14 protein-coding genes are annotated in these 13,294 nt (G+C 53.1%); 10 read left to right on the top strand and 4 right to left on the bottom strand.

Going from position 1 to position 13,294, the window contains the following annotated elements; translation table 11 throughout:
* Positions 1-102: 102 nt before the first annotated feature.
* The gene (locus tag ACM1ZW_RS20825) at positions 103-462 is read right to left on the bottom strand and encodes a DUF6124 family protein (RefSeq protein ID WP_416739237.1); all 360 of its coding nucleotides are present in this window, start codon (positions 460-462) and stop codon (positions 103-105) included.
* A 372-nt stretch (positions 463-834) separates the two neighbouring features.
* Here ACM1ZW_RS20825 and ACM1ZW_RS20820 point away from each other — a divergent pair, with 372 nt between their 5' ends.
* The gene (locus ACM1ZW_RS20820) at positions 835-987 is read left to right on the top strand and encodes a hypothetical protein (RefSeq protein WP_416739236.1); all 153 of its coding nucleotides are present in this window, start codon (positions 835-837) and stop codon (positions 985-987) included.
* A 32-nt stretch (positions 988-1,019) separates the two neighbouring features.
* Here ACM1ZW_RS20820 and ACM1ZW_RS20815 read toward each other — a convergent pair whose 3' ends face one another.
* Positions 1,020-3,329 carry a restriction endonuclease gene (locus tag ACM1ZW_RS20815; protein WP_416739235.1) on the bottom strand — a complete coding sequence of 770 codons (2,310 nt, stop codon included), beginning with the start codon at positions 3,327-3,329 and terminating at the stop codon, positions 1,020-1,022.
* Between the two features lie 435 nt (positions 3,330-3,764).
* Here ACM1ZW_RS20815 and ACM1ZW_RS20810 point away from each other — a divergent pair, with 435 nt between their 5' ends.
* The 9 genes from ACM1ZW_RS20810 to ACM1ZW_RS20770 all read left to right on the top strand — a co-directional run bounded on the left by ACM1ZW_RS20810 (position 3,765) and on the right by ACM1ZW_RS20770 (position 10,220).
* The gene (locus tag ACM1ZW_RS20810) at positions 3,765-4,787 is read left to right on the top strand and encodes a phage protease (RefSeq protein WP_416739234.1); all 1,023 of its coding nucleotides are present in this window, start codon (positions 3,765-3,767) and stop codon (positions 4,785-4,787) included.
* An 8-nt stretch (positions 4,788-4,795) separates the two neighbouring features.
* Positions 4,796-5,164, top strand: a complete 369-nt coding sequence (locus ACM1ZW_RS20805) for a head decoration protein (RefSeq protein ID WP_416739233.1) — start codon at positions 4,796-4,798, stop codon at positions 5,162-5,164.
* 13 nt (positions 5,165-5,177) lie between these two features.
* Positions 5,178-6,158, top strand: a complete 981-nt coding sequence (locus ACM1ZW_RS20800) for a major capsid protein (protein ID WP_416739232.1) — start codon at positions 5,178-5,180, stop codon at positions 6,156-6,158.
* Positions 6,159-6,161: 3 nt separating this feature from the next.
* Complete coding sequence (locus tag ACM1ZW_RS20795; RefSeq protein ID WP_416739231.1) at positions 6,162-6,593, top strand: gp436 family protein; 432 nt, start codon at positions 6,162-6,164, stop codon at positions 6,591-6,593.
* Positions 6,593-7,078, top strand: a complete 486-nt coding sequence (locus ACM1ZW_RS20790; protein ID WP_416739230.1) for a Gp37 family protein — start codon at positions 6,593-6,595, stop codon at positions 7,076-7,078. The genes ACM1ZW_RS20795 and ACM1ZW_RS20790 overlap by 1 nt, the downstream gene beginning before the upstream one ends.
* Complete coding sequence (locus tag ACM1ZW_RS20785) at positions 7,075-7,308, top strand: hypothetical protein (protein WP_416739229.1); 234 nt, start codon at positions 7,075-7,077, stop codon at positions 7,306-7,308. The genes ACM1ZW_RS20790 and ACM1ZW_RS20785 overlap by 4 nt, the downstream gene beginning before the upstream one ends.
* A 6-nt stretch (positions 7,309-7,314) precedes the next feature.
* Positions 7,315-8,739 (top strand): phage tail sheath subtilisin-like domain-containing protein, encoded by a 1,425-nt coding sequence (locus ACM1ZW_RS20780; protein ID WP_416739228.1) that lies wholly within the window; start codon positions 7,315-7,317, stop codon positions 8,737-8,739.
* The gene (locus ACM1ZW_RS20775) at positions 8,740-9,264 is read left to right on the top strand and encodes a phage major tail tube protein (protein WP_416739227.1); all 525 of its coding nucleotides are present in this window, start codon (positions 8,740-8,742) and stop codon (positions 9,262-9,264) included.
* 419 nt (positions 9,265-9,683) lie between these two features.
* Positions 9,684-10,220: a hypothetical protein gene (locus ACM1ZW_RS20770; RefSeq protein ID WP_416739226.1), complete on the top strand. Its 537-nt coding sequence runs from the start codon at positions 9,684-9,686 to the stop codon at positions 10,218-10,220.
* A gap of 159 nt (positions 10,221-10,379) precedes the next feature.
* On the opposite strand, the gene ACM1ZW_RS20765 is transcribed toward ACM1ZW_RS20770, so the two are convergent.
* Together ACM1ZW_RS20765 and ACM1ZW_RS20760 are read right to left on the bottom strand one after the other, a co-directional pair.
* On the bottom strand, positions 10,380-11,549 hold the full coding sequence (locus ACM1ZW_RS20765) for a hypothetical protein (RefSeq protein ID WP_416739225.1): 1,170 nt from the start codon (positions 11,547-11,549) through the stop codon (positions 10,380-10,382).
* Positions 11,550-11,638: 89 nt separating this feature from the next.
* A complete protein-coding gene (locus tag ACM1ZW_RS20760) occupies positions 11,639-13,252 on the bottom strand; it encodes a hypothetical protein (protein WP_416739224.1) in 1,614 nt (537 codons plus the stop codon).
* Positions 13,253-13,294: the final 42 nt, after the last annotated feature.

The following is a 13,294-nucleotide window of genomic DNA, read 5'->3' as shown; positions in this document are numbered from 1 at the left end:
ACGTTCCATTGCCTCCAGTTATTTCAATTGCAGCAATCGGGCCATTCAAAAGAAGAATGCTTCTGTGGCAAGGAAACCGCCCCTTGCCACAGAAGCCTGCACCTACTCAGGTGGGTCGATCTGATCCAACACTCGATTAGCCGTGATCTCCGCCAGCATGATGCTATTGGAAATGCCCAACAGGGAATAGCGCGAGTAACCGTCCAAACGGTCTACCAACTCGTGGACCATCACATCAATCGAGGCCAGGGTTTCGACCAGATAAACCACTAGGTTTTCGGTTGTAGCCTCCGCGTCCACGTTAAACATCGTGCTAATGGTACGTGGGGTGGCTTTGATGTCGGCAATCGACGGAAAATAGTGGTTGAGAGCTCGCTCGGCTGCTTCGTTGAGTTTTTTTGAGTTGGGTTCGTACGGGGACGCCGGATCTGTTTCCGGCGGATCTGGTGTGACCTTGATCATGGTGAAGCTCCGTTTATTGATTGGAGCTGCGCCCATTCGTTTCCAGGCGAAAGGTGGCAGCTGTACGCAGGCTGGAAACCCGGGGAAACGGCAACCCGGTAGACTCGAAAGTCTCCCGCGCACAGCCGCCATAACGGAGTGCACACACGAAAAGCGCGCAAGCATACGTTATGAAGGGCGCTTTTGCGCCATCTACACTTCGGGGTTTCCAGACCCGGCCGCTGATGCCAGCGGCACGTCAACGGTAGAGCTCAGGCCCAACGTACACAAGCCGGCCGATTCTTGCGTAACCGTAGGCAACGGCGCAAGGTCTTGTAGCTTTCAGGAGGTAACATTGGGGGGCTTTTAAACACGCGCGTCCAAGGTTGTTGAATGAGCCAACTCAACCTCTGCTACGTGATGAAAAGCTTTGGAAAAATCGAGTATTTCTCTTATGAATGCCTGGTTCTGGATGAGGCTTACGCTTTTGCAGCACTTAGCAGCAATTTAAGGCTTTGGTTACTGGTGTGGCGAACCTCGGCGTGAGATCAATTATTCCTTACCGAGGGCGCAGGTAATCATTCCCGTAATGTCTTGAACATTTCTCGTACGTCGCTCTCAGTGACGTAGTTGGATGGCAGTGGATCGGTTCTTCGTGCGAAGCCACCGCCTTCTCCATCATCGAAGGGCGCGTCTTTTTCACGTTCCGCTATATCGGATTCGATTGCTTCGATGGATACTTCTAAGTCGACACCGTAGCTTTCTTTGAGCTCTATAAGAGCACTACGCAAATCCTCTAACTCGTCCACACTAGAGCAATTTTCTCGATCGCTGTCGAAGCCTTGTAGGCGGTATATTTCAAGACCGATTAACAGTCTCGACTCATCTAAATTACTCCATTCTGATGCCATTTTTTTGAATTCAAGAATTGTTGCCCACTCCCACGCACTCGCTTCGTCCAAGTGGTTTAGCAACCCGTCAAGGACAATCCGGTAAACTGAGTTTCCGCCTTTGCCCCAGTACCAATTTCTGGCTTTCATGGCATTCAGGATGCGGGCAGTAATTTCGAAATCGATAATGTTTTTGCGCCAGTGAGAAACAAGGAATTCTGCATAGGTGATGGCAAGATCAACGAAAGTTAAATCTTTAAATTCTTCGGCGAATGCGCCTATTGTGTCGAGGCGAGCATCCTCATACGTATCTACATATTTTTTAATTGGATATCCCGTGAGACTCGTAGTCCTTCGAGAGGACTCGCCGTACAAGGTGCGTTCAAGATTTGATCGCAACAGAGATTTGTTAGTAAGGAACGCCGCCATAAGTGGCTGATCTTGCCGCTTTGCAGCAAGATCCCAAAGGTTTTTGATCTGTTTGAAACGCGTTACGTCGGGGATCATCCCTATCGCAATTGCTGGGGTTTTACAGAGGATATTTGAAGTGAAATCTCGAATTGACGGGTTGATGAATGCGGCATGTCCCGAATCGTACTCAAGAAATGCGCCATCGAGCTCTTGCAAGGCAGAGTGAAAGTCACTAGCGCTGCGGGGGCGGTTGTATTGGTTACAAGCTCCCTTGTGTAAGGCCTCAAATGCGGGTTCGAGGTCTATCAAGTCCTCTGTAGCACCCAATGTGTAGAGCGTCAGCAACAGGTCACGGGCGGCATCGGAGATCTGTGTTTCGAAGGCATGCGACCAAATTTTATCGGGTGACTGTAGCAATTCCGTAATACGTTGTTTGTATTCAGCAACTGGCGGTGAATGCATCCGAGTGAGGGAGGTTAGCCACTCAATAAGCCGCGGATTGAAGTGATCATGCTTGATGATATCCATAAAAAAGTCATCATCTAGCACGATGTTTTTATACGCTTGTGGTAGGTCGCTAAAGTAAAGATGGTTGTAAAGAATCCGCGCGCGCTGTCCGAACGAGTAGTCATTAAGTGTCAATACACACTTAAGGCTGAGCATAGCGCTATGCAGAAAACGCTCTGAGCCTAAAAAAGCTTGTTGGAAGATATGTTCTCGTGTTGTTAGCACAAACCGACTGTTGGGTGTGTCTCTAACCATTTCCATGAATGATAATAGTGCCGCATCTTGGTTCCTAAACAGGTAGGAGCGCTGATCCCCCAGAAATGTCTGCCCCAAGAAATCATCGTAGTAGAAGACTTGGTTTTTTGTCGCTCGAAAAAGCTTTTTCCCTTCATTAATATCGCTCTGCACGACAACCGGTTCGTATCCTTCATCGAGGTGCGCGTAGAGAAGCATTTCCGCGAGAGTAGTTTTACCTATTCCAGGAACGCCAGAGATAATCACTACGCGTTGCTCGTTGAGAATTTCTCGCGCTCTCGAAAATGCTTCGTTCTGCACAACAACGGGCAGCTTTTTACGAATCCGCTCTACTTCGAACTGGGCTTGGCAGACCTCGGCATTGTGAAGAATGCGCTCTATGACTTCTGTACCTGTGAACCAAAGCTTAAAATTTGCTCGTTCGATTTCTGGACGCAATGAGAGACGACCATTCAAATCACCACAGCCAAGCACATCAGAAGGCGAAAGAATAAATGGGTGCATTGTTTCGACAATTTTGTCTTTCTGAGCGACGGTGAGACCGAGTGAAGTGACTAACAAATACCGCTTAGGCTTCAATCGTTGGACCTTCGATAGCTCAGAATTTCTCAGGTGCGATAACAGCGTACTGAACGTGGAAGAAGAAAAGTGTTTGCATTGAACGATAGTGGTACCGGCATCTAGAGAACTGTAACGAAGGTCGATTCCCAGATCGCGGCCAGCTTTGAATGCTTCTATCGGCACATCCCATTCTGCTTGAAGGAGATCTCTAGTAAGTTCTTCAAAATCCTGTGGGGACAACGATTTGAAATCATAACGAGCCATTTTTGCTGTCCTGAACAGGTTTTCAAACGATGGTGTGGGATGGGTGAAAATTTAGCAGGTTCGTGTCGCGACAGCTTGGTGAGATTTGGCTCAGCTCAAGCGCACTGGATCAGGGAAAAAAAACCTCAATATCGGTCCGGTGACCAAATTCAAAGGCAGAATACGACCTACGTAGGAGGCATGAGAAACGTTAACCAGTCGCTACACTCACATTTCATCAAGCATAACGATGTAAACGCTTTATAAAGCCAACCAACTGCATAACACAGCAGTGGCTCCCCTCATCATAAAGCCCGTTTCCCATCTATCCACGATCCTGAACTATCGTGGCTACTCCAGAACACCTCTTTTCTGATCTAAATCCTCTAAACCCGATTAAAAGCCCCACCGCAACCGCATGCCCAAGCTCTGTGCACTACCTCAGCGCAGCGCTCAATGATGAAACCCCTACACATCTTCAAACACGGCACCCACACCGCCATGTGCGGCGCCAGCTTCAACTTCAGCGAATCCGATTTGGCTGCCACCGTCGCGGCCTATGATCCGACTTTGCACGAAGCCCCAATCGTCATCGGCCACCCTCAACATGACGCGCCAGCGGCCGGCTGGGTCAAGTCTCTGTCAGCCAATGCCCAAGGCCTCATCGCCGAACCTCAACAAATCGACGCCGCCTTCGCCGAGCAAGTCGCCAAGGGCAGCTACAAAAAAATCTCCGCTTCCTTCTACCACCCCAACGCCGCCAACAACCCCGTACCCGGCGTGTACTACCTACGCCACGTCGGTTTCCTTGGCGCACAACCACCCGCCGTCAAAGGCCTGCGCCCAGTGGAGCTGGCCGACGGCGAAGCCGGCGTCATCGAATTCAGCGACCACGGCCACGAACTCAGTTCAGATCTGTGGCGCCGCTTGCGTGAATGGCTCATCGGCAAGTTCGATAAAGAGTCAGCCGACCAAGTCGCCCCCTCGTGGGCCATCGAAAGCCTCGCCGAAACCGCCCGCCAGCCAGATGTCGCCCAGCAACCCGCGTTCTCAGAACCCGCCCTCACAACCCAGGTGCCCACCGTGACCGAGCAAGACGCAGCCGCCTTAGCAGCAGAAAACAAACGCCTCAAAGCCGACCTCGACCAGCGCGACAAAGCGGCCCATACCGCCGCACAACAGGTCACCCACACAGCCAGTGTTCAGTACGCCGAGCAGTTGGTAGCCAAAGGCATGAAGCCGCTGCACGTCCCGGTGGTGATCGCCGCCCTCGATTTCGCCCAGTCCAGTGAAACACCCCTGGAGTTCGGCGAAGCCGACGGCCGCCAACCTTTAAGCGAAGGCCTCAAATCCGTCTTCAACGACTTGGCCGGGGGCATCGGCTTCACGGAAGTGGCCACCAAAAACCGTGCGGACGGTGTGAGTGACCAAGTCACCAACCCCTTGCTCGCCGACGCCGAAGCCCGCGCCAAACACTAGGAGCCCCCATGGCCACATTCACCCAACCCAAAGACCTGGGCGACTTACTACTGGTTGAAGTCAGCCCCGGCTGGACCCGTTCCAAAGCAACGCTACTGGCCGGCACCGATTACCCACTCGGGCAAGTGCTCGCCAAGGTAGCCGGCAAATACCAACAGCTCGACCCAGCAGGTGCCGCCGCAGCCAAGAAGGCCGCGGCCGTCCTGGCCGACCCCATAGACGCCACCGCAAGCGACCAGCCAGGCGTCGTCATCGCTCGCGGCGCCGTCGTCGCCTTGGCAGAACTGGCCTGGCCCGCGGGCATTACCGAAGCCCAAAAAAACACCGCCCTCGAAGAACTCAACGCCCTGGGCATCGTCGCCCGCGAAACGCTTTAATCCGGAGCCCACCATGAACCTGCAAGACATGTTCAGCGTCGCCAACCTCACCGCCGCCGTGAACAAGCTCCCAGCCATCCCCGGCAAGGTCGGTGCCATGGGGCTGTTCGACGAAAAAGGCGTCACCAGCACCAGTGTCGTCATCGACGAACGCGAAGGCCGCTTGGTCCTCGTGCCCAACACCTCACGCAACGACGACCCGGCGCCGCTCAAAGGCAGTAAGCGCAAACGCCGCACCTTCGAAACCCTGCACCTGCCCATCAACCGACCATTGCTGCCCAGCCAGTTACAAGGCATCGCCGCCTTCGGCCAAGAAAGCGCCACTGCGCCCATGGCCACCGTCATCAACGACAACCTGCAAGAGCTCAAAAACAGCATCGAAGCCACCCGCGAGTTTCAACGCATAGGTGCCTTGCGCGGCAAGCTGCTCGATGCCGACGGCGAAATCATGTTCGATCTCTATAAAGAATTTGAAGTCAGCCAAAAGAAATTCACCGTCGCCCTCAGCACCGCGGGCACCAACGTACGCAAGGCCTGCCTCGACGCCAAACGCTACTCAGAATCCAAGCTAAATGGCGTCATGGTTACCGGCTTCCGCGCCCTGTGCGGGCCAGACTGGTTTGACGCGCTCATTGACCACGAAAAGGTTAAAGCCGCCTTCGCCAACTACCAGGAAGCCCAAGACCGACTCGGTGGCGACATGCGCACCGGCTTCACCTTCGGCGGCATCGAGTTCATCGAATACGACGTCACCGTCAGCGGCCAGCGCTTCATCCCGGCAGACATCGCTCAGGTCTTTCCGATGGCCCGTGGCGTGTTCCGCATGTTCAACGCCCCAGCCAACTACAACGAAACCGTCAACACCCTGGGCCAGCCGTTCTACAGCAAGGCAGAGCCTCGCAAGATGGGCAAAGGCTGGGACCTTGAAGCCCAAGCCAACCCCTTGGCCATGTGCCTGTTTCCCGAAGCCCTTATAGAGCTAAAGGCGGGTTGACCCATGCGCTACTGCACCCGCGTCAACATCACCAACGCCATCCCACAACTAACGCTCATCCAGCTCTCCAACGACGACCCGGCTGCAATACAGCCCAACGAAGTCGTAATAGAAGAAGGCATTCGCCAAGCAGAAGAACTGGTCGATGGTTATCTGCGCGGTCGCTACACCCTGCCACTTGACGCGGTGCCCACCATCCTGCGTGACGCGGTGATGTACCTGGCCAGGCACTGGCTCTATCAGCGTCGCCCCGAAGGCGCCTTGCCAGATGCCGTAAAAGACAGCCGCAAAGACACCCTCAAGTTGCTGGAAAACATCCGCGACGGCGTCGTCACCTTAAGCCTGTCCACAGGGCACGCAGCGCCAGAGCCCGGCGAGATTCGCGTGCGCTCACGCCCTCAACAATTCAGCGCCGAAACCTGGGGGCGTTACTGATGAGTAACGCGCCGCCTAAAACCCAGACCGAGCAACTGATGGACGCCATGCTTGCACGGCTGCAACACCACTTCGCCAACGAGCTCATGGTAGAGCTCTTCCCCGAGAACCCCATTCAGTACCGCCTCAATCACCCACGCGGCGCCGTCTTGCTGGCCTACGGCAAATCAACCTTTAGCGGTTCACACAGCACAGACGCAACCTTCCAGGCGCGCAACCTAGTGCTGCGGTTAACCCTGGTGTTCCGTCAACTAAACGGCGTTGCCGGCGTCATCAGCTACCTGGACCGCATCCGCACCTGCCTCACCGGCTGGCACCCGCCGCAGTGCGACCAAGCCTGCCGCCCAATCTCAGAACAGTTTATCGGCCACATCAACGGCGTTTGGCAGTACGCCCAAGACTTCGCCACGCGCGCCACACAGCTCCAAACCATGCCGCTCGAAGAAGGGCCGATCACCTCAATCCCACTTCAGGAACACCCATGAAACTCACCAGCTACCGCTACACCGGTCCACAAAGCTCCGCCTCCTTACGGCTGGGCGATACCGGCGAACTACTGGAAGTCCAACTGCTGCCAGACCATCCCACCGAATTACCCGCCGACCACGACTACACAAAGGTATTGCTGGCCCTCAAACACCTGCACCTATTGCCGCCCAAAGCCAAGCCCACCGGCAAAGCCCCGGTAGCTGCTCAAAACCTGGAAAAGGAATAAAGGCCAATGCCAGCCAACTACCTGCACGGCATAGAAACCACCGAAGTCGAACGCGGCCCCCGGGCCATTCGCGTGGTCAAATCAGCCGTCATCGCCTTGGTCGGCACAGCACCGGCCGGGCCAATCAACCAACTCACCTTGTGCCTCAACGACACAGACGCCGCCCAGTTCGGCAGCCATCTCAAAGGCTTCAGCATCCCCGAAGCGCTGCAGGGCATATACGACTTCGGCGCCGGCACAGTGCTGGTGGTCAACGTGCTCGACCCAGCCATCCACAGCACCAACGTCACCGGCCAGCTCAAACAATTCGCCGACAACAACCTGCTTCAACTCGAAGACGGCGCGCTACAAACACTGCAATTAATGCCCGCAGAGGGCGACAGCCCCTACAAAGAAAACACCGACTACACCGTGAACATGCTAACTGGCCAAGTACAGCGCCTACCCACCGGCAGCATTCCCGCCAGCGCCCAGATCAAAGCGGACTACACCCACACAGACCCGAGCAAAGTCACCCTGGCAGACATCATCGGCGGCGTCACCATCGCCGGCCACCGCACCGGCCTCAAAGCCTTTCAAGACAGCTACAACCTGCTGGGCTTCTTTCCCAAAATCTTCATCGCGCCAGGCTTCAGTACCCTAAGCGCAATCACTGCCGACCTCACCACATCAGCCACCCAATTAGGCGGTGTCGCCTACGTCGATGCCCCCATTGGCGCCACCGTCCAGCAAGTGCTAGCCGGGCGCGGCCCATCCGGCGCCATCAACTTCAACACCAGCAGCGACCGGGTCCGCCTGTGCTACCCGCACGTCAGGGTCTACGACGCCGCCACCAATGGCGAACGCCTGCAACCGTTATCCATCCGCGCCGCAGGCCTACGGGCCAAAGTCGACAACGACCACGGCTACTGGTGGAGCAGCTCCAACCAACCACTACTCGGCGTCATCGGCCTGGAACGACCACTCACCGCACGCATCGACGACGCCAACAGCGAGGTCAACCTGCTCAACGAAAACGGCATCACCACCGTCTTCAACTCATTCGGCACCGGCCTACGCCTATGGGGCAACCGCACAGCCGCATGGCCCACCGTCACCCACATGCGCAACTTCGAAAACGTACGCCGCACCAAAGACGTCGTCGACGAATCCATCCGCTACAGCTCGCTCCAGTTCGTCGACCAGCCCATCACCACCTCACTCATCACCAGCATCACCGAAAGCGTCAACCAGTTCCTACGCAAACTCATCGGCGACAGCGCCTTACTCGGCGGCGAATGCTGGTACGACCCAGCCCGCAACCCCCAGACCGAACTGGAACAAGGCCACGCACTGTTCAACTACAAGCTCACCGTCCCACTACCGTTCGAACGCGGCACCTTCGAAACCGAAATCACCGGGCAATACCTCGTCAACCTGGGGGCCGCATAAATGGCAGGCTTTAGCGCACACCGCATCACCAACGCCAACATCTACCTCGACGGCTCCAGCTTCTTCGGCAAGTGCGAAGAAATCGACCTGGGCACCCTCAAAACCATCACCAGCGACTTCCAGGGCCTGGGCATGGTCGGCCTCATCGAACTCCCCGACGGCATCGACAAACTCGAAGGCAAAATCATCTGGAACAGCCTCTACGTCGAAGCCGCCAAAAAACTGGTCACCCCCTTCAAAAGCGTGCAGCTGCAATGCCGATCCAATGTTCAGGTCTTCAACAACGGCGGGCTAGTCAACGAAATACCGCTGGTCACCACCATGACCATCACCGGTAAGGAATACCAACTAGGCACCCACAAACCCCGCGACCCGACCAAGTACGAAACGCCGTTCTCGGCCACCTATGTGCGGCAGATACTCGATGGTGAAGAGGTGGTGCTGCTCGACTACCTGGCCAATATCTTTCGCGTGGGAGGCAAGGACCAGTTGGGCAAGTACAACAAAAACCTTGGAATCTCTTGATGGCTCGGACAAAAAGCTATTTTTAATGAGCTTTGCAGGTATAGGAAGACGACTTAGCAGATCTAGCCATATTAGGTTTAGTGCTGCTAAGTGCCTGTATTTACATGATCAACAGTCGACATCTTCTTGTTCATCGACGTCAAATAGGCTGGAAGTGTTTCATCAATGAAACAACTAGCTGCAATCAACGGTCACTCGAGCTCACAACTTGATGGACAACCATGAGCATTCTACTAGTGTTAACTGAGTCCGCATCCTAGCGGCCTTGTGCCGCCAAGGAGTTGTTGAGCTTTATTTGATGCCTTTGCTCATTGCTCATTGTTCGTTGATGGTGCTTTCAAGGGTGTGAGGGATCATCATTTTCATATGCGGATAGCACACGATCAACCAAATCATATGATGCGATTGAGGGCATAAGCATGAGTGACGATAAAATTATTGAGCTAGAGCAAAGGATTACGAGGTTGGAGTCATCAATTAACGTGATTTTGACCGCTGCGTTGACAAAACCGGTGGATCAGGAGGCAAGTAATGAAATTCAATGTGTAGAGGTGTCAAAAAACGGAATTCTATTGGCCTTAGATGATGTTGAAGCCAAGTCTTTGGTCGACAACCTCGTACTTCGAATAGACAGTTGGGAGCACCGTTGGTATACCGATGTTTTCAATACTTCTACCACTTGGTTTAATGGTACGGTGCATGTTATCGATGAAACGAATGGCGTCATACAACAATGGAATTTAATTGAGTCGGCATCAACAAACGAATGTTGTATTCCATTAGCCAATACACAGTATTTTAAGACATTCCCTAATGCCACTCACGCAAACTTCGGATGGGGGAAGCGGGATGCGCGCTCTATGGAAGTCAGTGCTTGGATTAAATTTTATGCCAACTGGGGTTGGGTGGCGTGGCGAGTCAAAACAGAGGGTTGTGCCGGTTGCGCCCCATTGTGATCATTAACAGCAGCCGAAAGGAGCTATCGCTACTGCACGAACCTTCCAATACGCTTTCCCGTCTCGGTTGAGCTCCGAATAATAAACGGGTCACACCAAGTGTACTGCAAGTGGTCATTGCCGCTATCGGATGACCACTTGCCCCCGCACTGCCGCACCCTATCCCAAGACAGATCGGACACCTGCCGTTGAGAATGGAAATGGGCGGTTTGCAAGGGCACCTTTCTCTCGGTCAGCTAAACCTGTACCGCTTCGAGTTTTTGATATGGCGAAATTACGCCACTCATCAGGAAGGCCGAGCCACCAAGAGGGTTTCATGTAGGTATTTTCAAGTTGTTCAAAAGCGAGTTGAATTACGGCAGTTGATTTTGCCGAGTCAGGCAAGCGTTTGAATGACTCAACAAACGCAGCGGAAGGACCTCCAATGCCACCGAGCCAACCGAAGGCAGCAACCGACACTCCATTTAAAGTGGTGAGGTTGAATGCAATTTGTTCAAACTCTGCTTTACCCCGACCAAGCCTCTGCAGCTGATTTCCTTCAAAATCGATCTCTGTGTGAAATGCTCCACAGGCGACTACGGGAAGCACCTCTTCGAACTCAATCGCATAGACTGAGAATTCTGAAAGGTCATTCTGACGATATGCTGTGTCATAACGGTCCTTCAAGGTTTCTAAATCAGCCAAGCCCCTTTTCATTCCTTCGGCATTCAAATGTAGTTCATTCTGAATAGCAGCTTGTATTGGAAAAGGTGCACCGGAGTCCATCTCACGTTGAATGGGTACTCCCCGAAGCGCCGCTCGCTTGGTGAACAACTCATATGCAATGGCACGAAAAGTTAAAAGGAATACGCTCTCTAGTGATAGCGTCGTCCCACCTACCTCCACAGGACGGAAAAGCGCTGTGTCGTGGAAGCCACAAAAGCCGTTAAATGTTGAGGCCCCACGAACGCCATCTAGCTTAGGGGCAGTGCGGCCTTCATTTTCAAAAATGTCCTCAACGCCGGCTTTTACAGACATCACATGACCTTCTTCCGTTATTTCGGCTAGGCCACCGCGACGCTGAATTGTGTGTGCGCGAATAATTTTTTGGCTGCAAGACTCAGGTCCAGCGTCAGGGTGGGAGCAGTACCCTTGGGAAAATTGCTCTCGCATATCGGAAAGCAGCCGCCCAATCTTGATACGCGGGCGCTTGTCACGATCCTTATGACACCACTTCCATTTTTTATCCGAACCACACCAGCAAGGCTTGTATGGAGACATATTTTCAACGGGGTATATGGGCTGTGGCTCTAAAAATGGTGCTGAAAGCGAGGGATGAGGGGGCAACATAATGCATATCCAATACAGTTCGGTCGAGTGCTGAGCGTAGCTATTTCACGCTTTAAAGCGAAGGCTTTCTTGGCCGGTTTCACTACCAACTACTCCTTTATGGCATTCTCCAAAACCTCACCAAAGCTCCTCACACCATGCCTCAGCTCATGGTCGAGTTCCTTGTAAACACGATAAAGCTCCTGTTGATAACCATCTTTCAGAAAGCCGTTGCCGAAGATCATTGACTTGATGAATGCATTCGCCACGGGAACTGCGTCTTTTCGGCCTTGCAGCCTCTTAAATCTTTCCATGCTGATCTCGAGAACGTAGCACTTGAATCGATCATCGATTTTGGGAGAGAGGAGTATGCTTTGAGTAATAGACCCCAGTGATTTGGCGGCTTGTTTGGATATGTACTGACTATCGAAGCCTTGCGCTTTACTGACCTGATCAGCTACAAAGCATTCCTTCACTTCAAAACAGTCATCAACCCAGTTTGAGGTAGTGGTAACGATCTCACAGATCAAAAAATGAAAAGGTGTAGGATACTCATGGTTCGAGTCATCCAGGTGACGGTCGCGTAGTTGCTTGAGTATTTTGTCTGTGAAATTTCTGAGGTAAAACAGCCAGAGATGATCTTGCGCACCTTGGTGTATACCCTCGTGGATCATGATCTGGAACAGTTTGATCCCTGCATAGACTGGGCACCGGTACTTACCTGATTCGTTAAATGAACCCATCGGGCGGTTATAGGCTTCTACGAGCTTGGGGTCTTCATCGATACGCCTACCCACCGAGTTCCCTATAGGCTGATACACCGCTAACTTTCCAGCGACCGTTACGTTACTGAATAAGAAATAGAGGATACGATTCGAGGGTGGTAAATCGAGCCGGTACTGACCGTTCGAGTTCTGATTATTCTTCAACTCGCTGTACAACAGACTATTGCTGTCAGCAATGAGTGCTTCCACGCAGAGGTCTGTGAAATCCTCGCGAATCACTTCCGGGATCGTCAAAACTCTCAGACAAAAATGGGGGTGACTCACGCTTAGGTAAGCAACGAAATCCGGTTTGTTAAGTATAATTTTTAGAAGATCCTGCGCCCGATCTGCTAGGCGAGCTCGAGTAGCTAGCTTCGACTCAAGCCAGGAAAGAGCAGAGCGAAAACGCATTTTGATGAAGCCTTCGCGTATCTCTCGGGTAACGAGTTTGCCGTCATCCATATAGGACGGCGGAATACAAGGCATGGGACTGATTTTTTTGACTAGCCGAACCAGTAAAGGTCGGTGTTTGGTGAACTCAAAGAGCTTGAATAGGTGGGGATCGATGAGCGTGAAAAGCTCGTCGTATCGCTTCGTCAGCAGGAGCGCATGCAGCAGTTCCTCAAAGGTCCCGATTTTTCCCTTTGCAAGTTTTGGCGCTCGCGCGCGAATCAATACATACAGCCCTAGGCCAAGTAGGAGCAGGTAGACCGTACTGCCTTTGTCTAATCCCCACCTCCAAGGCCCAAAACTATAAAAAAGCCCGACGGAGCGAAAGAATTGCTCGAAGACAAGGTAGTGAATGACGAGGAACACGCCGATCGCGATGACCCAGTCAAACCATGACATGCTCAGCCGAAAACGAAGTCGGGTATTGGACGGGACGACAGCCCAGACAGCGGCTATTAAACCCAGGATTGTGATCAGTACGCTTGTGTCTATTGCAGTGATGTTCGGCATGGGATCGCAGGGTGCAGGTCAATTGGATAGCATGCATTGAAC

Source organism: Pseudomonas sp. NFX71 (assembly GCF_048079215.1).
Taxonomy (GTDB): domain Bacteria; phylum Pseudomonadota; class Gammaproteobacteria; order Pseudomonadales; family Pseudomonadaceae; genus Aquipseudomonas; species Aquipseudomonas fluorescens_B.
Note: the sequence above shows the minus strand (reverse complement) of the source record. Positions and strands in the feature narration are given on the sequence as shown.